Origin of the sequence: Paraburkholderia sp. MM5384-R2 (genome assembly GCF_014201025.1) — a bacterium.
Lineage (GTDB): Bacteria > Pseudomonadota > Gammaproteobacteria > Burkholderiales > Burkholderiaceae > Paraburkholderia > Paraburkholderia tuberum.
Genome location: NZ_JACHDI010000051.1, coordinates 1 through 21125 on the forward strand (window position 1 = coordinate 1; position 21125 = coordinate 21125).

Sequence of the window (21125 nt, forward strand, 5' to 3'; positions counted from 1 at the left end):
CCGCATCGTTCGCAAGAATGGTTTAGGCTCTGCTTCTCCACCGGTAGCACCATGTCCGCGCTGCCCCATCTTATAAAGGGCAGACCTGCTACGTTACCGTTTTGGGTGGGGCCTATCAGTGTCTTTGGCCCGTCTAAGTTAACGATGTTTATCAGCAGTTCAAATACTTTAGCCATGCCATCCAGTCTAGCGCCCCCTCCGCATTGACACTCGCAGGGGCACCGTCGTCTCACGACCACGGCTTAGCTTGCGCCGGGCTACATTGTCTCGGTGGCTTCACACGGCGCCGTTACCAGCCCCGCATGCACCAATAGACTACGGGCGACGGAACGCCCGGTTTCCTCCCGCCAGACATCGACGGTAAAACAACGAACGAAGCGACCTCACGTCGCACATAAGAAAACTTATCTTTATAGCCCATTCACGTTGCCGTCTTTCGTAGAAAATCGCATCAAGAAGACGCTCAGCTTGGGCATCCACGGCCTGCATTCGTTGACGTTAGCTGCGGCGTCGCTCGAATTTTCAGGAGACAGCCGGCGAAGTTCATGGACGAACGGGTCACGCGCCGTGAAGGGGGGAAAGTTGGAGCTTTCCACCCCTTCATTTGCGGTCGCGGCGAGGGCGGTCGCCGTTCGTGTTCGTAGCTTGTCCTAACCGTAACCATAAATACCGAGCTGCACATCGCGGAGCTAGCAATCAGCCGACGCGTCACGCGGACGTCGCTGCCGGGTCGGCGCACGTTCCAGCCAGCCGCACTGCAGCGCGAAAGTGCTGCCGCGTCACGCGACGGGCCGGAGATTCGTCACGACGCGAACGGCGCTGCCATCCGGACGCCGTCGATGCTCGCGAAACCCCGCGCTGCGAGAGACCGCAAGGACGACTGCTCCGGTTGCCCGACAACAAATTCGACCGGCAGAGGCAGGTCGAAAATGTCCCGCACCTTCGCAACATCCGAGATGTCGGTGTCGGGTTCATGGCTCGTGACATTGATACCGAAGACCCTACCGTGATCGTCGAGAACAGGGCCACCGCTGTTGGCCGAGTCAACCCATTGCCGATTATTTATTGGTAACAATGGACAATGCTGTTGATGTTCGTTAATTCTGCTAGCCACGTCCACACCTTGCGCTAGCGGAACAAAGGTCCACGTTTCCAAGGAGATGCCTGTGCTGGGAACGGCGGGCTGGATACTTTTCCCGGCGATTTCGCATTCAGCGTTGGAAGCATTTGCAACGCTCGCGCGTCTTGATGACGACAGGTTGAGCCGCATACAGACGCCACCGGGCTGGCTCACCGATCGCCGCTGTGCGCCGTACTGCTTCAGATGCTTTTTGCTAACCGACGCAGACGTGGCGGTGATCCGACAGCCGACACCGCTAGCAAAATTAACGATCTCCAACAACAGGATCGACGACTTTCATTTCACAGTACACCGAGTGTTGCAGATCAAGAGTGACTTTTCTGGTCGGTAAGTGTTGAGTCGCGGCAAGAAGGTTGCAAGCATCCGCGAAATTCAACTTTGAAATTTATAATCGACGCGATAGGGGTGCTTATCGATTCGTGTGTATCGGGCACGTCCGTGGGTTTGCGCAGCGCTTGTATCGTTGTCGTGCGCAGCCGCGGCGTTCGGGGCAACTTCCTCGATGACATATTACGCGTCGTATCCGCCCCTCAACGCCGGTATGAGCAATGACGGGGAACGCGGAGTAATAATTGTGGAGGCGCGGCGCACGGACGGGATCAATGAACGTGGAGCCCCTCCCAGCAGAGGTACTTGACCTCAAGAAACTCGTCGGTGCCAAGATGCGAGCCTTCGCGCCCAAGACCGCTCTGCTTCACACCGCCGAACGGCGCCACCTCGTTGGAGATCAGGCCGCTGTTAATGCCCACCATGCCCGCTTCGATTCGCGACGCAGTGCGCCAGATGCGGGCCGCGTCACGGCTATACAGGTAAGCCGCGAGCCCGTACTCGGTGTCGTTGGCCATGGCGAGCGCCTGATCGTCGGTGTGAAAGCGAAAGAGCGGCGCCACCGGACCGAAGGTCTCGTCGCGCGCAATCAGCATCTCGGGCGTGACGTCCGCGAGCACGGTGGGCTCGAAAAAGAATCCTCCCAGCGCGTGACGCTTGCCTCCATGCAGGAGTCTGGCGCCTTTGCTGAGCGCATCGGCGATGTGCTCTTCGACTTTCAACACCGCTGCCTCCTCGATCAAAGGGCCGAGTTGGATGTCGGGGTCGAGGCCATTGCCCACGTGCAGGCGCGCAACGCGCTCGACGACTCGCCTCGCGAGCGCGTCGTAGATATCAGACTGAACCAGCACACGATTGGCGCTGATGCAAGCCTGGCCCGTGTTGCGGAATTTGGCCGCCACCACGCCGTCGGCGGCGGCGTCGAGGTCGGCATCGTCGAAGACAATGAAGGGCGCGTTGCCGCCCAGTTCCATTGAGCACTTCTTCACGGTCTGTGCCGCCTGCGCGAGCAGCACGCGGCCCACTTCGGTCGAGCCCGTGAACGTCAGTTTGCGCACGACCGGGTTTCCCGTCAGTTCAGCACCGATCGCGCGCGTATCGTTGCCGGTGATCACACTGAATGCACCAGGCGGCACGCCGGCGCGCCGTGCCAGTTCGGCGAGCGCCAGCGCGGTCAGCGGCGTCTGGCTCGCGGGCTTGACGACGATCGTGCAGCCCACAGCAAGCGCTGGACCGGCCTTGCGCGTGATCATCGCGGCCGGGAAATTCCACGGCGTGATGGCGGCGCATACGCCAACCGGTTCGCGCAGTGTGACGATGCGCTGCGTTTCCTTGACGCCCGCGATCACGTCGCCGCGCACACGCGTTGCCTCCTCGGCGAACCAGCGCAGGAACGAGGCCGCGTAGTCGATTTCGCCGCGCGCTTCCGCGAGAGGCTTGCCTTCCTCGAGTGTGATCAGCGTGGCAAGATCCTCGCGATGCTCGATCATCAATTCATACCAGCGGCGCAGCACTTCTCCACGATGCTTCGCGGTGGCGCGGCTCCATGTGCCGAAGGTCTCGTGTGCGGCGTCGATCGCACGGCGCACTTCGGCCTCGCGGCAACGCGGCAGTTCCACGAGCACCGAGCGGTCGGCCGGATTGTGCACCGCATACCGGCCGTGCGGCGTTTCCTGCACCCATTCGCCGGCAATGAACGCGGCGTCGCGCCACAGCGCTGCATCCCTCAGTTGATGTTTCATCGGTGTGAGTCCTCAGCAGGGAAAGCGGCCTGGGATAAACGCGGCATCTGGGTCCGACGTGACGGGCAGACCCGAGGCGACGAGACCCTGGCGCAAGGCCTTCATCAATCGGTCGGGCACGCGCATCGCCGGCGCGCGCAATGGACCGCCGTTGAACCCGGCCAGCCAGTCCTGATACTTCCACATCGTGCGGTTCAGCACGCCGGTGCCGCCTGCATAGCTCTGCGCCGCGGCGCCGTTCGCATTGCGCGCCGGGTTGACGCTCCAGTAGAGCGCCATCGCTTCTTCCCACCGGCCGCTGCGCGCGAGTTCGAATGCCCGCGGGTAGTAGTCGCCCATCCACGCGGTATTGCTGGTCCCGGAGAACTGAAGTTTCATCAGGCTCATCAGCGGAATCGCGTCGCCTTCAATCGGGCAACTAATTACGACTTCGTCGCGGAAGTGGTGATACATTTCGCAAATTCCTGCCGGCAACGGGAAACCTTGCTCGGACTTGATCGCCGCGATGTTAGGGCAGTCGTCGAGAAGGCGGCGCACCAGGTCGACCGGCATACCTGCGGGATGCACACGCTCGAAGCCCCACAGCGGGATCGGAAACAGCATCACCGCGAGATCGGTAGCATCGCAGAAGGCCTTTGTGTAGTCGTAGATTTCCTGCTGCGTCGTCGGCCAGAACTGCGGCGGATACGATAGCAGAACGATGTCCGCGCCTGCTTTTTCCGCGAGCTTCACGGCTTCAATGTTCTCGGCAAGCGTGCCGAACGCCGCATGAAAAAAGAGGCCGAGCCGGTCGCCCGCCGTCTCGCGTGCCCACGCGGTGAACTGTGCGTTTTCCCCGGGCGTGATTGCGACTTCACTGCACAGCAGCGTGTAGCGGAAGCCCAGTTTGATCGCGAGCTCAATGTCGTGACGAATGCCGCGTTCATTGAGCCGCTTCAGGTCGGCGCTGTAGCTTGGAATCGTGACGGCGGAGCAACCCGTCAACTGTTCTTTCGCCCACGCGCGGGCATCGGTCTTCCTGTATGTGGCCATGAGATGGATCCTTCGATTTTCGATTGATAGGAAAGCTATTTGGCGACCGGCACGATGCTCGCCGGCAACGGCGTGCCATAGCCCTTTGCTTTGGCGAGTGCGAACAGCATCTCCGCGATGACGATGTCCTGAAGCGCGGAGCCGACCGACTTGTAGAGCACGATGTCGGCCTCGGAGCGCCGCGGCGTCACGTCGCCCGAGACGAGTGCGGCGAGCGGGACGAGCTTGGTGTCGAGCGAGAGCCCGGCGTGCGCGGCGGCGATGCCGTCGCCCGTGCCGTCAGCGACTTCCTCAGGTACGTCGGCGACAACGCACACGGCGCGCGCGATTGTTTCTTCGTCCACCTCGCGCTGCTCGGGCAACGTCGAGCCGAGCGATACCACGGTGGCGCCCGCTGCCAGCCACGCGCCGCGCAGAACGGGCGACTCGTCGCGGCTGCGCGCGGCGCAGATGACGACGTCGGCTTCGCTTACGGCGCGCTCGGGCGCGTCGGCCGGGACCACATCGATGCTGCCGGCGAAAGACTGCGCAAAGCGCTCACGGCTTGACGGATTGGGACTGAAGACCTGTACGCTGGCGAGCGAGCGCATCGCCGCCAGGCAGTCGAGTGCGCCGCGCGCCTCGAAGCCCGAACCGATCACGCCGACGCGCAGCGGCCTGCGTGGCGCGAGTAGATCGATCGCGAGCACGGCAGTGGCGGCGGTACGCAACCCCGTCACGCGATTGCCGTCGATGAGCGCGGCAAGCGCCATGGTCTGCTGATCGAACAGCGAGATCAGATAGCTGGCCCGCCGCGCACGCGGGGACGCGGCGATCAGCTTCGCACCCATATGGCCGCCCGCCGGCGAGATCGCCGTCAGGCTGCGCAGCCAGATTCCGTCGCCACGGGCCATCGAGCGCGGCGGGACCATCGCGTCGGATGCGCGCTCGCCGTATGCGCTCGCCAGCGCCACGACAGCCGACGGCCAGTCGACGAGCGACGCGACATCGGCATCGCTCAGAAAGAGTGTGGGGGGCAGGGCGTCGTTCGGCGGTGTATCGGACATGGTGTGCGCTTTGGCGTTAATGGCCAACGCACTATAGGGACCACGTCCGCTTGCGTGTACTGCTCAGTGTCGAAAGCAGTTATGCATTCTGTCGATAACAGCGATCACGCCGTCTGTGCAAATGCGCCGAGGCGTTCGATCAAACGTCGAACCGCGCGCGTGGCGCGCGTATGCGGACGGCGTGGCGTGTCCGCGAGCACGACGAACCGTTCGAGCACGGGACTGACGATTCGCGAAGACGCGAGGCGCGGATCGAGACGCCCCGGCAGCACGGAGGCAATCGCATAGCCTCCGCCGGCTGCGACGATTTCGTACTGCAAGCGCACGGAATCGACTTCGACGGCCACGTGCAGCGTTAGCGCATGCTCGGCAGCGAGACGGTCGAGACGACCGCGCAAGGGATGCGGACGTCCCGGCACGACGAGCGGTATGCCGGAAAGCGCCGTGAGCGGTATATCGCTGCGGGTGGTGACCGCATCTTCGCGGCGGCCCACGAGACTGAGCGGCACTTTGGCGAGCACGTGAGCGTGCTTGATGCTCGCTTCGTCGTCGCGTAGCACCACGGCCATGTCGAGACGGCCTTCGTGAAGCTGCTCTTCGAGTTGGGCGCTGGCGCCTTCGACCAGGTGAAGCCTGACGCCCGGCAACTCGTTCTTTGCGGATGCGAACAATGGACCGGCAAGCTGATCGACGGCCGACGGCAGCAATCCCACCAGCACTTCGCCATTCGGCTGACCTCGCGCACTGCGTATGTCGTCGGCAAGCGCGTCCGCCTCATGAGCGAGATGCGCGACGCGCGGAAGCACGTACTCGCCGAACTCGGTAAGAACGACGCCGCGTCCCGTGCGTCGAAAGAGCCGCTCGCCGCATTGCTGCTCCAGCAGAGCAATGTTTCGGCTAACTAGCGATTGGGGAATGGCGAGCGCGATGGCGGCCTTGCTGAGACTGCCCAGTTCCGCGACGCGCGCGAACACGAGCCAGCGCGGGTCAAGAATGGACGGCGCAACGGAAGCAGCTTGCACCTCGACTTTCCCGCTGGCGGTGCGCTTTGCGTTTGCGGTCGTTTTCATGCCGCTGCGCTCGACGTGCCGTCCATTGTGACGACCGCCTCTTTCAGCAGCGTGCGTACCCACGCGATGCCCTGGTCCCACGTTCGATGCTTATGCCATTGCACGCATTGCTCCATCTTCGGCATCGTGACCGGCATCGAGCGAATGACGAGCGGCAACGAACGCGCGGCGAGCGTCGCGAGGCGGGTATGCATCGTCGCGATCCGATGCGTGCCGACCACGAGGTGCGCCGGCGACAGAAAACTGAACGTGCTTGCCTCGACGCGCCGTATCATTCCGAGCTGCTGCATGAACCAGTCATCGAGCGCGATGCCGTCGCCGGGATGGACGACCACGTGACCGGCCGACATATAGCGTTCCGCTGTCATGTCGACGTTCGCCAGATTGCTTCGATCCCACAGCACGCAGCAGAATGATTCCTCGAAGAGGATTTCCGAAGGATGCTCGGTCGAGCAGAAGTCCTTGGGGATGATCAGCACGTCCGCTTCGCCGCGCTCAAGCACGCGTTGCGGGTTCGACACCTGAGGCCGCAAATCGAAGCTCACGCCGGGCGCCTGCCGATAGGCAAGCTCGAGTACGTGCGGCATCAGCGTCATCATCGTGTAGTCGGATACGAGCAGCCGGAACAGCCGGTTCGACTGCGGCGGCACGAACTGTGGCTGAGCGGCGATGGTCGCGTCGACGCGAACCAGAATGTCGCGCACGGCGTCCTTGAGCCCCTCGGCGCGCGACGTGAGCTCCATCTTGCGGCCAACCTGGACCAGCAGCTCATCGTCGAAATATTCGCGCAGCCGCGCCAGCGCGTTGCTCATCGCGGACTGGCTCAGGTGGATTTTTTCGGCCGCCCGGCTGATGCCTTCCTCGGTCAGCAAGGCGTCGAGCGCGACGAGCAGATTCAGATCGAGCTTGTTAAAGCGCATGGGCGTTGTCTCCGTTCATTGTGGTCCGCCATGCCGTATGGATACGCGTCAGCGGCGACCGGCATTAGGGTTTCTCCTGAAAGTATTCAGGCGACCCATAGATCGAATGGATGCAATCCATTTGAGTGCTACGCGAGCGCATCTTAATCTAAAGCCCATCCCGACACGATCGAAAACAACCATGTGAATCGGGAGGTGCTGGCAGCGTCGATGCGCCATATCTGCGCTTCGCCGCATCCAGTCAACGATAAGAGACACGTCCGGCATGCCCATGAGCTGCAGGCGATAAGGAGACGAAGTTGCGTAGAGGATTTGCTGCGGCCGCCGCCGCTTCCGTAGGCTGCATGATGTTTGCCGCGCTCGGATCGAAGAACGCCTGTGCTCTGGAAAGCGGGGTTTCTCCCTATCCGGCAGGCGCGGTGGGCACCAATATCGCGGAGATGCCGCCGATACCCGGATTGTTCGCTCTGGAGCAATTCAGTTACAGCTTTTCGAATGGGCTTTACGGCAACAACGGCGAGAAGCTGCCGGTGCCATTTCATTCGTCGGCGTTTTCGGCGACCACGCGTTTGCTCGCCTCGTATCCGTTCACGGTGCTGGGCGCCCATGTGTATTCGCAACTCGTGTTGCCGGTCGTGTCGCTGCATACGAACATCGCCGGACAGCAAGGCACGCAGAACGGACTGTCCAACGTCACGCTGTCTCCGGTCATCATGAGCTGGGGCCTCGCGCGGAATCTGACTTTCACCAGCGGCTTCGACATTGCATTCGAGACGGGTTCGTATAGCCCGTCGAAACCGAGCGTGGCCGTGGGCTATACGTCGCTGCAACCGGTCGTCTCGCTGCGTTACAACGCGCCCAACGGTATCGACCTGGGCGTCGCCAACCGCCTGATGATCAACCGTGAAAACGGCGCGACAGGCTACCGGTCGGGCACGGCCTACGTCGGCGAATTCGAGGCCGGATGGAACATCGGCAAATGGAAGCTGGGCCTTGTGGGCGCGTACCTGAACCAGTTCACGGACGACCGGCTGAACGGGTCGGTAATTGGCGGCAACCGGGCAAAGACGCTCGGGCTTGGACCGTCGATCGTCTACGACGCGGGCAAATTCAATATCAACCTCAACTATCAGCAGGGCATTTATGCGGCCAACACCTCGAAGAGCAACGCGGTCTGGCTCAACGTCGCGATTCCGTTGTGGGCGAAACCGCCGGGACCTGCTACGGGTCACTAATCAACTTTGAAGGACTTGCATGTTTCGTTATTTCCCCACGAATTACGTCTGGAACCTGTCCGTCGATCTCGCGATCGAGATGGGCGCGCGCATCGGTGAAATAGAGGCAATGTGCGCGCCTTTGCAGGAGGCCGCGAAGCAGCCCGATGCGGAAGGTACCCGCGCATTCAGGCAAGTATGGTCGAGCATGGCCGATCGCCTGTGCGATCTCGCGAACGAGGACGAAGCGCGCGGCCGGCTGCTGTCGGCCGGCGAAAAGCTCAAGCGCGCGGCTATCTACCTGATCACCTGCGAACGGCTGCAGGCGCACGGCGCCCCGGCGCGCGTCGATCTGTACCGGCGTTCGCTCGATACGTTCGCGAGGGGCGTCAAGCTGCTCGGCGAGGACTGCGAACGCGTGACGATTCCATACGGCGACGGCCACCTGTCCGGCTTGCTGGTGAAGGCGAAGGATGCCGGCGCGCGCAGCCCCTTGCTCGTGCAGGTGAACGGGCTCGACTCCACGAAGGAAATGAAATACCTCGTCGGATTGCCGGCTTGGCTGGCGGCACGCGGCGTGTCGTCGTTGATCGTGGATCAGCCGGGCACCGGCGAAGCGCTGCGCGTTAACGGCCTGCATGCCGTGTACAACTCCGAAGTGTGGGCGAGCCGGATCGTGGACTGGCTGGAGACGCGCGACGACATCGATCACAAGCGCATCGGCATGGAAGGCGTCTCGCTCGGCGGCTATTACTGCCCGCGTGCAGTGGCTTTCGAGCCGCGCTTCGCGTGCGGTGTGGTCTGGGGCGCAAATCACGACTGGCGGGACGTGCAGAAAAAACGCCTGCAGCGCGAAGGCAATTTCCCGGTTCCGCACTACTGGGATCACGTCCGTTGGGTGTGGGGCGCGAAGGACGTCGAAGAATTCATGCAGATCGCGGAGAACGTTCATCTCGACGGCGTGCTAGATCGCATCAAGGTGCCGTTTCTCGTGACGCACGGCGAGAAGGATTCGCAGATTCCCGTAGCCTGGGCGCACCGCACTTATGAGCAGCTCGTCAACAGTCCGAAGCGTGAGCTGAAGATATTTACCGACCGCGAAGGCGGCGTTCAACACTCCAGCTTCGACAATTCGATCAACGCAGGCCACTACATCGCCGACTGGGTGGCCGAAACCCTGGGCGGCCGTACCGCTCTCTGACTCATCTTTCAACTTGAACTCGAGCTCATGAATATCATCGGACCCGATACGCTCGTCTTCGGCGTGGACGACGTGGCAAGCTGCAACCAGTACCTTCTCGACTACGGCCTCGTGGCCGTGCGTGCGGGCGAAGCCGGCGGCCGCTTTGAAGCACTGGACGGCACCGCGATCGAAATCAGGCGCGCCGACGATCCGGCTTTGCCGCCCGCGCTTGCCACGGGAAACATGTTGCGCAAGACGACCTATGGCGTGGCCGACGCCGCAACGTTGCACGCGATTGCAGCCGAACTGCAACGGGACCGTGAAGTGCGGCAACTCGCGGACGGCTCGATCGAATCGGTCGACGACATGGGCTTTGCCCTTGGCTTCCAGATCACCGTGAGACGTCCGCTTGCGCTGCCCGCGGAATCGGTCAACGCACCCGGCGCGCCGGCGCGGCGGGCACCAAACGTGGTCGCTGTCAACGACAATGCCGACCTCACGCCTCGCTCGCTTTCGCACGTCGTCTATTTCGTGCCGGACGCTGAGAAGGCGGAAGCGTTCTATGTCGAGCGTCTCGGTTTTCGCTGCTCGGACCGCTTCACCGGCGTGGGGCCGTTCCTGCGCCCGGCCGGCACGCTCGATCATCACACGCTGTTCATGATCCAGACGCCGCCGTTCATGAAGGGCTGCGAGCACTTCACTTTCCACATGGGCGGACCGACCGAGGTGCTGCAAGCCGGCACACGCTTTGTCGAGAAGGGCTATCAGTCGTTCTGGGGGCCGGGGCGTCACCGGTTCGGATCGAACTGGTTCTGGTACTTCAACAGCCCGCTGGGTTGCCACGTCGAGTATGACGCGGATATGGACCTTCACGACGATGGCTGGGCTGCGCGAACCGCGTCGATGGGCGCTGACGCTTCACAGTTGTTCCTGTTCCAGCATCGCGAGAAATGGGCGCCAGGCGGACCGCCCGCTGCGTCGGCGAAAACCGCCGGCTAGCACTCGGGGCCATCATGCCAGTTGCCGCGTTACCAATCCGTCTGATCCGCTTCGATGAACTGGACGACCCCGGCTCGCGAGGCTTCTATCCCGCGGGGCAGGGGCGCGATACGTTGGTGCTCGTTCGCCGCGGCGGTGAAGTGTTTGCGTATCTGGATGCGTGTCCGCATTACGGCGGCACACCGATGGCGTGGCGCAAGGACGCGTACCTGAACGGCGACGGCACACGTATCGTCTGCCACGCGCACGGTGCGCAGTTCGATATCGCGACCGGCGAGTGCCTGGTCGGGCCGTGTCTGGGCCAACGCTTGACGCGGCTCGACACGACAGTGACGGAAGACGGCGACGTGAGCGTTTTCATGCCGGCTGGTTCTGCATCGCGGGTCGGCAAAGAAGGCGAACCGGAAGGCGAAACATAACGCGCGCATGGCACGCATGGCGCGAGCAAAGAAGTGCGGCGGTCAACACCCATTGGCACGCCCGACGCACATCATCCGAAAACACAAAAGACGCTCGCTTACGACGTTCGCGGGTGCGAGATGAAACCAGGAGACACCAGCATGACTTCCGTTCGGCATGTCCTCATAGTCGGAGGCGGCTTTTCCGGCATGGCCGCCGCGATTCAATGCGTAAAGCAGGGGCTGAAGGTCGATCTCGTGGAGATCGACCGCGAGTGGCGCGCGTATGGCGCCGGCATCAGCATTGGCGGCCCGACGCTGCGCGCATTGAAGACGATCGGCGTCGTGGATGCGGTGATGGAGCGCGGCTACTGCGGCGACGGCGTCGATCTCTTCACATCGGGCGGCGCGCCGCTGGGACAACTGCCGACGCCTCGCGTAGCCGGTCCCGACATTCCGGGCGGCGGCGCGATCATGCGGCCGGTGCTGGCCGACATTCTTGCGCAGGCGACCCGGGCAGCCGGCGTGCAGGTGCGCCTCGGCTGCACGTTCTCGCACATCGTGCAACGCGACGACGGCGTCGACGTGACGCTGACCGACGGCACGCAGGCCACGTATGACCTCGTGATCGGCGCCGATGGCCTCTACTCGAAAGTGCGGCAAGCAGTATTCCCCGATGCGCCTCAGCCGCGCTACACCGGCCAGGGCATCTGGCGTGCGGTCGTGCCGCGGCCGGCGGAAATCGTCTGCGCGACCATGTGGATGGGACATAAGGTCAAGGCCGGCGTGAATCCCGTTTCGCACGACGAGATGTACGTCTTCGTCACCGAGGATCGTCCGACCAACGAGCGCCTCGACCCGGAGCGCTGGCCTGAGATGCTGCGCGATCTGCTGGCGCCTTTCAGCGCACCGCTCGTGCAGTCGATTCGTGACCAGATCGGGCCGCAGTCGACGGTCATCTACCGGCCGCTGGAACGGCTGCTCGTGCCGCAACCCTGGTTTGCTGGACGCGTGGTGCTCATCGGCGACGCGGTGCATGCCACGACGCCACATATGGCTGCCGGAGCGGGCATCGGCGTCGAGGACGGCATCGTGCTCGCCGAGGAACTGGGCCGAGGCGCGACGCTCGAAGCGGCTTTGCTCGCCTTCCAGGCGCGCCGTTGGGAACGCTGCCGCATCGTCGTCGAGAACTCGGGCCGGCTTGGCGAGATCGAGATCTGCGGAGGTGACAAGGCGGAACACGCCCAGATCATGCGCGAGACGCTGACGAGCCTCGTTCAACCAATCTGAGCCAACCGATCTGATGCCAAGGAGGGCGAACGAAATGGTAGAGAACATCACAGCGGATGCCGCGCGACAACCGGCCGTGCAGTCCGGCGCGCACGCAGCCACGCGGTACGGCGGAGCCGGCGTGCTGGCGCTGCTCGTCGCGCATTGCGCCGGCATGGTGGATCTCGTCGCGCTGCCGGTCTGGGTCGGCACGCTGATTGGCGACTATCACCTCGATCCACAGCAGGCCGGTTCGCTGGCCACGCTGTTTCTGGTCGGCGCGGTCGCGAGCAGCGTTTTCCTGTCGCCGCGTTTGAACCGCTTGCGGGCGCGCTTCGTTGCGCCGGCCGGCTTCGCTATCGCGGCCGTTGCATTCGCGGTAGCCGCGGCGATCGATCGCTATGAGTTGATGGCGGGTCTGCATGTCGTGGCCGGGCTTGCTGTCGGCAGCAGTCTGAGCGTGACGCATGGAACCATTGGCCGCAGCCGGAGCCCCCACAGACTGTTTGCGATTGCCGGGTTGTCGCTGGGATGTTTTGCGATCGCGTTTCTCGGCATCACGCCGGGATTGATTGCGGCCCACGGCGGCAGGGCGCTTTTCGAGGTGTTCGCCGGCGTGATGGCCGTCGCCGCGCTGGTGTCGGCGGCAGCATTTCCGGCGACCTATGCGCGCGATATCGGCGCGGCGAACAGCGAGTCGCGGCTCGAACGCGCGGTCTGGTTCGGCATGATCGGCGTCGCCTGCATGGGACTGACGCAGGCCATGGTGTTCGCCTTCGTGCAGCGCATCGGGCTCGATCGCGGCTTCGGTTTCTCCGCTGTCACGGGTGTTCTCATCGCGCTCGGTCTGGTCAATCTGATCCCCGCGCCGCTCGCGGGCTTTCTCGAATCGCGCTTGCCCGGCGTGCGAGTCGTGCAGTGCGGGGCGCTGGCGCAAGCCGTCATTGCGGTGACTGTCACGCAGAGTTCCTCGTTCGCACCGTATGCGGCTTCCGTTTCGGTCTTTGCTGCGGCGATGATTTTCACCCACACCTTTGCGTTCGGCATGCTCGCGCGCCTCGACAGAACCGGCCGTGCGGTCGCGGCGACGCCGGCGATGCTCATGACGGGTGCCGCCATCGGCCCGATTCTTGGCGGCACGCTCGTCAAGCTTTCCGGTTACGGCAGTCTCGGTGTGGCGGCGGTGGCGATTGCCGCAATCGCGATCTTCTGCTTTTCACGGCTTGCTCCTCGTACACGCATTGCGGGAATCTCCGAATGAAACCGAATCGACGCTTTATCGATCTTTCGATCTACCTTGAAAACGATGTGCTCTCCGATCCGCCGCCGCTCGCGCCGAAGATCACCTACCAGAGGCATGCCGACACGATAGGTGAATTCATGGCCATGCTGCCGGGAACGAAGGTCGAGGACTTTCCCGACGGCGAAGCGGCCGCGGCCGAATGGGTCACGTTGACGACGCATAGCGGCACGCACCTCGACGCGCCCTGGCATTTCCATTCCACGATGGACGCGAGCCTCGGCGACCCGAAGGCTTCGACCACGATCGACCAGGTTCCGCTCGAATGGTGTTTTCAGCCCGGCGTGAAGCTCGACTTCCGTCACTTCCCAGACGGCTATGTCGCGACCGCTGCGGACGTCAAGCGAGAACTTGCAAGGATCGGCCATGAACTGGAACCGCTCGACATCGTCGTCGTGAATACGCGCGCCGGTTCGCGCTATGGACATGGCGATTACGTCAATGCCGGTTGCGGAATGGGCTACGAGGCCACCATGTATCTGCTGGAGCGCGGCGTACGGCTCACCGGCACCGACGCATGGAGCTGGGATGCGCCTTTCTCCTACACCGCGAAGAAGATCGCCGAGACCGGCGACACCTCGCTGATCTGGGAAGGTCATAAGGCCGGGCGCGACATCGGCTATTGCCATCTCGAGAAGCTGCACAACCTCGAAGCGCTGCCGCCGCATGGCTTCACGATCAGTTGCTTTCCGCACAAGATTCGCGGCGCGTCGGCCGGCTGGACGCGTGCCGTTGCGATATTCGACGAGGTGCCGGCATGATGCCGCCGATTCGCCGGATCGTCACGGGCCACGACTTGCGCGGGCGCGCCATCGTCGCCTCCGATGGTCCATTGCCAAGCGTCGTCGAAATCAAGGCAATTCAAGGCACGGTCTTTCACGAAGTCTGGTTGACGGCAGGCAGCCCGGCCTGCGTGGACAACGGGCCGGACCCGACCGCCGGACCCTTGATGCTGCCGCCGCCGGAACAAGGCACGCGTTTTCGCTTTGTCGACATTCCGCCGGATACGCAGGAGTTTCTCGCGCAAGGCGCGTCGAAAATGCAAGCGGCGTTCAGCGAAACGGGCGATGCCAATGTGTCGACGGTGCAGAGCGATTCTCCGCATCCGCTGATGCATCGCACGGAGTCGATCGACTACGGCGTGGTGATTGATGGCGAAATGACGTTGATTCTCGACGAAGGCGAAGTGGCGCTCGCGTCCGGCAGCGTCGTGATCCAGCGCGGGACCAATCACGCGTGGGCCAACCGCTCGAACCGGGTCTGCCGGATGTTGTTCGTGCTGATCGACGGCACCTATAACAGCGCCATTGCGGCGGCGCTCAACACGTCGATGGAGACCGAAACACGATGAAACTGGCCACTTTGCGCGGTCATCGCGACGGCACGCTGCTCGTCGTCTCGCGCGACCTTTGTCATGCCGTGAAGGCAGCGGGAATTGCCGACACGATGCTCGATGCCATCGAGCACTGGACGGACGTCGCGCCTCGCTTGCAAACGCGTTACGAAGAACTCAATGACGGCCATGCCGCCGATGCTTTTGCGTTCGATCCAGCCGTCTGCTCCGCGCCGTTGCCGCGCAGTCCGCAATGGTGCGACGGTTCCGCGTTTCTCAATCACGGCCGTTTGATGGAGCGTGCATTCAACACGCCGCCGATTCCCGAATTCGATACCGTGCCAGTCATGTACCAGGGCGCGAGCGACGACTTCCTGGGTCCGACCGAAGACGTGCCGCTGCCGGATGAGCGCGACGGCATCGACTTCGAAGGCGAGTTCGGCGTGGTTGTCGACGGCGTGCCGATGGGTGTGTCGGCGACTGACGCAATGAAGCATATTCGTCTCGTCGTGCAGATCAACGACTGGAGCCTGCGCGGGTTTGGACCGCGCGAAATGAAAAGCGGCTTCGGGTTTCTGCAAGCCAAGCCTTCGACCAGCTTCGCGCCCGTCGCGCTCACGCCCGACGAACTGGGTAATCAGTGGCGCGATGGCCGCGTGCATCTGCGCTTGCACGTCGAGTGGAACGGGCAATGGTTCGGGCACCCGTGCGGAAGCGAGATGAACTTTGGATTTGGCGAGCTGATCGCACACGCGGCCCGTACGCGCAAGTTGTCGGCGGGGACGATCATCGGTTCGGGCACGGTATCGAACGTCGACCGCGCGGTCGGATCGGCATGCATTGCCGAGCGCCGCGTGATCGAGATCGTCGATGAAGGGCAGGCGAGGACGGCTTTCATGCGCTTCGGCGACCAGGTCAACATGACGGCGCGTGAGGACGAAGGCGGTGCGCCCTTCGGCACCATCGATCAGCGCGTGGTGTGGGCGGCGATGGCCGGTAAAGGCGAGGCGCAACGATGAGAGTCCTCGTAACGGGGGCCAACGGTTTTGTCGGTCGCGCGCTGGTTCAGCGGCTATTGAGTGAAGGCCTCGCCTGCGCCGGCGACGTGTCGCAACTTCTGCTGGTCGATCAGGCGTTCTACAACGCTCCCGAACACACTCGGGTCAGCCTTCTCGCCGGCGATTTCGGTGCGCCGCGCACGCTTGATTCGCTACTGTCGGAACCTGTCGATATCGTCTTTCATCTGGCAAGCGTGCCTGGGGCCCAGGCCGAAGCCGACCATGCTCTCGGCGACCGCGTCAATCTGTATGCGACGCTCGCGCTGTTCGAGCGGCTCGCGCAACAGGCCCAAGCCCATTCGCGGGTGCCGCGGGTCGTATTCGCGAGCAGTGTGGCCGTATACGGCGCGCCGCTTCCGGCGCGAATGGACGAGCACTCGCTCCCGCGGCCGACGACCAGTTATGGCGTGCACAAGCTGGTCGGCGAACAGCTTCTGTCGGACTGGACGCGCCGCGGCAAGCTCGATGGCCGTTCGCTGCGCCTGCCGGGAATTGTCGCGCGGCCGGGTCTGTCGGCGGGGCATGGCTCCGCTTTCATGAGTGCGATCTTTCGCGCGGTGCAGGCCGGCCAGCGTTACACGTGTCCGGTCTCGCCGTCGGCGAGCGCATGGTGGATGTCGCGTCCGTGTTGCGTCGACAATCTGTTGCATGCGGCGCGCCTGTCAGCCGACGGACTGCATGCCCAACGTGTGTGGACACCTCCCGTGCTGCACCTTGAAGTGAAGAGGATCGTCGACGCACTCGCGGTTCGCTTCGGCTCGGCCCGCGTCGACTATTCTCCCGACGACCGGATCGAGCGCCTGTTCGGCCGTCAGCCGCCGCTGATGGACCGGCGCGCAGTCGAGGCCGGTTTCCGGCACGACGGCACCGTCGATTCCCTGATCGCTCGCGCGCTGAGCGACGATTGAAACGCAACGCTGGGGGGCAGGATAAAAACATGACGCTCGGCACGGATTTCTGCAGTGCGCCGGTGCGCCCTGTAATTGGGGCTCGGGGGCTCGCTCGACCTATTGTGCGGCAGGCTGGAGCGAAAGAGCTACGATTGGTTTCGTCGAATCGGACAAGGTACGAGCGCCCCGAATAGCAACCCCTCGCGCCTCAACACGTTTCCGTACAGGTTACGACGTTCCCTCGCTCGAAAGAGCATCATTTTCGAGCCCCCGACGCACTTCAAAGGCCACGGCCGTGAGCGCTCCGATGAACATCAATTCAGGGATGTAAATCTCCCTTGTCTACGTGGCGTCACCTGTCATATCTGAGCATCTATTCTTCTCCATGTTCAAGAACCTCAGTATCCGTGTCCGCCTTGCGATGGCAATAAGCTTTCTCGGCGGACTGTTGGTCGTTGGCGGCGCAATGGGTGTCACCGGCGTCCTGACGAGCAACAACGACGTGAAAGCACTCTATTCGACCCGACTGACGTCTTCAGTGGCTCTCGCGCAGGCCAATGTGGCGTTGTCGAGAACACGTCTGTACCTGTATCGGATTGCGCTGGAGCCGACCGGTGCGGACGTGCCAGAGGAAACGCGGATCGCGCGGAATCTGCTTGCCTCGGCCAGGAAAGCATGGGATGCATACCGCGCGTTGCCGGTTTCCGGATCCGACGAGGCACGCATCGCGGCAGATACGAACGTGAACTTCGACGCGCTCGTCGCTAAAGGCCTGGACCCCATGTTCAGTGTGATAGCGACGCACGACGCGGAAAAAATCCCGCGCGTCTGGTTAAACATACCTCTGCCGTTGTTCATCGACGTGTCCGCAGGCATGGATTTGCTCGGGCAGCTTCAGGTCACTGCGGCAAGCGCGACGTTCAATGCCTCGCAGACGCGCTTTCACGCCTTCCTCTGGGCGACCATTGCGGGTGTTCTGGTCGCGCTAGGTGCCGCAGCTTTTGCCTGGTGGTCCTCGCAGCAAGCGGTCGGGATGCCGCTCGTGCGGGCTGTCGATCATTTCAGGGCGATCTCCAACGGCGACCTGACTACGTCTGTCGAAATTCATTCGAACGACGAAATGGGGCAACTGATGCGGGGACTCAGGACCATGCAGCATGATCTCGTCAAGACCATCGGCGTTGTCAGGGCTGGCGCCGAGTCGATCGACATCGCCGCGTAGGAGATCTCGGCCGGTAACATGGACCTGTCGCAACGGACTGAAGAGCAGGCCGCGTCTCTGCAGGAGACCGCCGCGTCGATGGAGGAACTGACATCGACGGTTCGTCAGAACACGGAAAGGGTGCCGTCGCGGCACGAAGGCACCTTAGCGGAGCAAGTGCTGAATGCGCTCGATGTGATCGACGACTTCATCGCAAAACTGACGCGGGTAAGAACGTTCCTTGAGCCACTCGAAGCGCTGTCTCCGGACGACGACTGCGGGGACGTCTGAGAGACGTCATCTTCAACGATTCGCCGCCTCGGGCGGCGGCCGTTTCCGGGACACTCGCCTGTCCGCCAATCTGAGGAACAGATACTGCCTTGTGTATCGCCTAAGCCAGCGGTCTTGAAACGGGTTTCGTTGCGATACCTACGAGCTATTGCCGAACGCCCGCCCGGATCGTGGCTGCGCGTTCGACAATTCGCTCGGGAATCGTATTCACTCTGCCCGATAAACAGTTTTCAGCCTAAAAACGGCGATCACCCCCGATGCAACGAGCAGATCATGAGTAATCCGAGGCAATTTCGAAGGGACGATCTGTGCGCAGATATAGCGCAGCAGCGCGCGCCAGCGATCGAGTTTCGGTGATTGCTCCGCGAGCTGTCTGACATGCTGCAGTGCCTTGCGGATATTGCCCACCAGCGCACGGATGGTCTGCGTCATCGCATGCAACGGCGTGAGATAGAGCCGGGTGCCGCCAGCGTGGCTGGCGCTCGTGCCGACGGCGGCCAGCAGCAGCGGTCGGCTCGTCACCGCTTCGAGCCGACCTTGCGGATGAGCGGCGCGGCAGTACCACGACCACCAGTTGTAGACCAGCGCGCCGATCCGGGCCGTCGTCTGGCAGCGCGTGATGTCCTGCGTCGTGAAGCCGCCCAGGCCCCACTGGTTCTTCAGTTCGTCGAAGCCGTTCTCGCAATCGCCGCGGTCGCGGTACAACTGCGCGATCGAGTCCAGCGGATACGGTGCGTTGGTGACCAGGATCGTGTACTCCCACATCTGATGGGCGTCGAGCACCGCCACGTCGGCGATCGGCAGCCGAAGCTGTTGCTGATCCTTGCGCGGCGCGTTCACCACGTCGTCACGAATCCGGCGGCGCACGACGACCACGCGGCGTGTGCGCGACCAGGCGTCCAGCCGCAGTTCGCTTTCGATCGCCTGGCATCCCTGGGCATCCGCCTGCCCCCAGTCGCTGCGCCCCGCCAGCCGGGTAACCAGACGCTTCGCATTCTTTGTCTGGCGCAAACGAAGCAGGTAGGGCTGCGCCCGTTGCTCCAGCACGGCCAGAACACCTTGGTTCCCGTAGCCGCAGTCGCCTCGTACCAGCACCGGGCGACACCCATCCAGCTCGTCGAGCAGTCGCCCGAGCCCCTCCCTGGCGTGTAGCGACGTATGCTGGTTGCCCGGGCTCACCTGCACGTCCAGCACCAGTCGCAGGGTGCTGACCCAGAACGTGTGCAGCACGTGGCTCGGACGCCCCCGCTTGTGCGGGTTGTAGCCCAGCTCCGCGCCTTCCTGACGTCCGTATAGCGGCTTGATGCTCGCGTCGATGTCCATGATCCACGGCGTCGCGAGCGCGTCGCGTACGCTGTTCATCAGCGCCGGGCGCATCCACGCTTCGCTGGCCACCGCATCGATCTGCAACAGCGAGCGTCGCACGGTGTCCTCGCTGACGGTGCGCTTCATGCCCAGCGCCTGCGCCGCTACCGCGTCACCGCGCAGTGCCGTCACGTGAGAATAGCGACGGTGGCCAGCAAGGACCGCCAGCACCAGCGTGCCCAGCACGTCACGTTTGTCCGACGTATTGCCGCCGCGATGCACGAGCGGACAAGCATCGACCCACGCGTCGAACACGCCGGCGGTCGCGAGAAACTCGGCAAAGAATACCAGCTGGCCGTTTGGCGTCGCGTGCGCGGCCTCGTCCCAATGCACGTGCATGCGCCCGCCCATCGTGTCGACAATCATCGGTTCGGCGTCCGGCCCCGCCGCAATCTCCCGGTTTGTCTGTTCACCCATCTGGTGAGTTTGCCAGACTTCCGAAAACCCTTGCCCGCATTGCGTTGGCGCCTGATTTCAAACCTTCAACTGCCGTTTCTAGGTTCAGTCTGGTTGACGACACGCGTGAGCGCCGGGGTGGCGGCTCGCCGACATTCGCAAAGGAATTCAGCCCGACAAGCTTTTGTGCGCGGTGGCTGCCCTGTGCGCTCCGCTTGAATGTCCCGATCCTCCCGACGCCCGGAGGTTGGTGGCTCTGTTTGTCGACGGATTGCGCTATCGCACCGACCCACAGGCTTCTATACCCGTGCAGAAGTGAAGCCGCGCGAAAAGACCAGGCTTCGACTTCTACCACAACAGTCAGAGCGGCATGCGCTCGCGGTGATGAAATGAGATCCGAATGCTCAACCTAACGCCGCGACGAACGACTATTTTTGATGTGCATGCATGCCTCATGCAAGGGCGCATGCGCCGGTAACCTCGCAAGGCAGTGACCGGCAGCGCGCGACCGGTCACTCAGACCAGTGCGGCGACAACGACCGGCTCAGTCAGCGTCCTTGACGGCCGCGTGCAGTGCATCAACGAATACATCCAGGTCCGCTTCGTTCATGTATATATGCGGCGACACACGCAGACCTTCCAGCTGCCCGACGCGCCGGTATTTAACATGGACCGAGAACGATTGCCGCAAAGTGCGTTCGAGGCGCGCCGCATCGATGCCGTCGATAGAAAACAGGCTCACCGCGCCGAGCGTATCGGCCTCGAGCGGCGTGTGAATGCGCAAGCCATCAATGTCAGCGGTGCGCGACGTCCAGTAGCGGGTGAGCGCACTTAACCTCGCATGAATATTCGCGACACCGATCGCCTGATGAAAACGAATGGCCGGTTCGATGCCGGCCTGCAACGCCGAGTTATAGGTGCCAAGATTCCAGTGATCGAACTTATCCACG

Annotated in this window: 20 protein-coding genes; 12 read left to right on the forward strand and 8 right to left on the reverse strand. The window is 63.0% G+C overall.

What is annotated here, in order from left to right; genetic code table 11:
* Window positions 1–802 precede the first annotated feature (802 nt).
* The 6 genes from HDG37_RS37430 to HDG37_RS37455 form a co-directional block, all read right to left on the reverse strand.
* Window positions 803–1399, reverse strand: a complete 597-nt coding sequence (locus HDG37_RS37430) for a hypothetical protein (RefSeq protein ID WP_184056433.1) — start codon at window positions 1397–1399, stop codon at window positions 803–805.
* A 341-nt stretch (window positions 1400–1740) separates the two neighbouring features.
* Entirely contained in the window at window positions 1741–3210 is a 1470-nt protein-coding gene (locus HDG37_RS37435) for an NAD-dependent succinate-semialdehyde dehydrogenase (RefSeq protein WP_184056435.1), read from the reverse strand.
* Between the two features lie 12 nt (window positions 3211–3222).
* The gene (locus HDG37_RS37440; protein ID WP_184056436.1) at window positions 3223–4242 is read right to left on the reverse strand and encodes a dihydrodipicolinate synthase family protein; all 1020 of its coding nucleotides are present in this window, start codon (window positions 4240–4242) and stop codon (window positions 3223–3225) included.
* Between the two features lie 35 nt (window positions 4243–4277).
* Window positions 4278–5288, reverse strand: coding sequence for an ornithine cyclodeaminase family protein (locus tag HDG37_RS37445; RefSeq protein ID WP_184056438.1), 1011 nt, complete (start codon window positions 5286–5288; stop codon window positions 4278–4280).
* A gap of 104 nt (window positions 5289–5392) precedes the next feature.
* Window positions 5393–6358, reverse strand: coding sequence for a LysR family transcriptional regulator (locus HDG37_RS37450; RefSeq protein WP_221312275.1), 966 nt, complete (start codon window positions 6356–6358; stop codon window positions 5393–5395).
* On the reverse strand, window positions 6355–7278 hold the full coding sequence (locus HDG37_RS37455; protein ID WP_184056440.1) for a LysR family transcriptional regulator: 924 nt from the start codon (window positions 7276–7278) through the stop codon (window positions 6355–6357). The genes HDG37_RS37450 and HDG37_RS37455 overlap by 4 nt, the downstream gene beginning before the upstream one ends.
* Window positions 7279–7622: 344 nt before the next feature.
* On the opposite strand from HDG37_RS37455, the gene HDG37_RS37460 reads away from it, so the two are divergent.
* The 12 genes from HDG37_RS37460 (at window position 7623) to HDG37_RS39895 (ending at window position 18414) form a co-directional block, all read left to right on the forward strand.
* Window positions 7623–8513, forward strand: coding sequence for a transporter (locus HDG37_RS37460; RefSeq protein WP_184056467.1), 891 nt, complete (start codon window positions 7623–7625; stop codon window positions 8511–8513).
* Between the two features lie 19 nt (window positions 8514–8532).
* On the forward strand, window positions 8533–9693 hold the full coding sequence (locus HDG37_RS37465) for a S9 family peptidase (RefSeq protein ID WP_184056442.1): 1161 nt from the start codon (window positions 8533–8535) through the stop codon (window positions 9691–9693).
* Window positions 9694–9720: 27 nt separating this feature from the next.
* Complete coding sequence (locus HDG37_RS37470) at window positions 9721–10674, forward strand: VOC family protein (RefSeq protein WP_184056444.1); 954 nt, start codon at window positions 9721–9723, stop codon at window positions 10672–10674.
* Between the two features lie 14 nt (window positions 10675–10688).
* Window positions 10689–11093, forward strand: coding sequence for a Rieske (2Fe-2S) protein (locus tag HDG37_RS37475; protein ID WP_184056446.1), 405 nt, complete (start codon window positions 10689–10691; stop codon window positions 11091–11093).
* Between the two features lie 141 nt (window positions 11094–11234).
* Window positions 11235–12362 (forward strand): FAD-dependent oxidoreductase, encoded by a 1128-nt coding sequence (locus HDG37_RS37480; protein ID WP_184056448.1) that lies wholly within the window; start codon window positions 11235–11237, stop codon window positions 12360–12362.
* A 34-nt stretch (window positions 12363–12396) separates the two neighbouring features.
* A complete protein-coding gene (locus HDG37_RS37485) occupies window positions 12397–13602 on the forward strand; it encodes an MFS transporter (protein WP_184056450.1) in 1206 nt (401 codons plus the stop codon).
* Window positions 13599–14402: a cyclase family protein gene (locus tag HDG37_RS37490; protein WP_184056452.1), complete on the forward strand. Its 804-nt coding sequence runs from the start codon at window positions 13599–13601 to the stop codon at window positions 14400–14402. The genes HDG37_RS37485 and HDG37_RS37490 overlap by 4 nt, the downstream gene beginning before the upstream one ends.
* On the forward strand, window positions 14399–14992 hold the full coding sequence (locus tag HDG37_RS37495; protein ID WP_184056454.1) for a cupin domain-containing protein: 594 nt from the start codon (window positions 14399–14401) through the stop codon (window positions 14990–14992). Before HDG37_RS37490 ends, HDG37_RS37495 begins: the two co-directional genes overlap by 4 nt.
* Window positions 14989–15993 (forward strand): fumarylacetoacetate hydrolase family protein, encoded by a 1005-nt coding sequence (locus HDG37_RS37500; protein ID WP_184056456.1) that lies wholly within the window; start codon window positions 14989–14991, stop codon window positions 15991–15993. Before HDG37_RS37495 ends, HDG37_RS37500 begins: the two co-directional genes overlap by 4 nt.
* Window positions 15990–16940 carry an NAD-dependent epimerase/dehydratase family protein gene (locus HDG37_RS37505; protein WP_184056458.1) on the forward strand — a complete coding sequence of 317 codons (951 nt, stop codon included), beginning with the start codon at window positions 15990–15992 and terminating at the stop codon, window positions 16938–16940. Before HDG37_RS37500 ends, HDG37_RS37505 begins: the two co-directional genes overlap by 4 nt.
* 367 nt (window positions 16941–17307) lie before the next feature.
* Window positions 17308–18144: a Tar ligand binding domain-containing protein gene (locus tag HDG37_RS37510; RefSeq protein WP_260335260.1), complete on the forward strand. Its 837-nt coding sequence runs from the start codon at window positions 17308–17310 to the stop codon at window positions 18142–18144.
* Between the two features lie 18 nt (window positions 18145–18162).
* Window positions 18163–18414 (forward strand): hypothetical protein, encoded by a 252-nt coding sequence (locus HDG37_RS39895; RefSeq protein ID WP_260335261.1) that lies wholly within the window; start codon window positions 18163–18165, stop codon window positions 18412–18414.
* 207 nt (window positions 18415–18621) lie between these two features.
* Here HDG37_RS39895 and HDG37_RS37520 read toward each other — a convergent pair whose 3' ends face one another.
* Entirely contained in the window at window positions 18622–20196 is a 1575-nt protein-coding gene (locus HDG37_RS37520) for a transposase (RefSeq protein ID WP_221312276.1), read from the reverse strand.
* Window positions 20197–20719: 523 nt separating this feature from the next.
* Window positions 20720–21124: an aminotransferase class V-fold PLP-dependent enzyme gene (locus HDG37_RS37525; RefSeq protein ID WP_311541923.1), complete on the reverse strand. Its 405-nt coding sequence runs from the start codon at window positions 21122–21124 to the stop codon at window positions 20720–20722.
* Window position 21125: the final 1 nt, after the last annotated feature.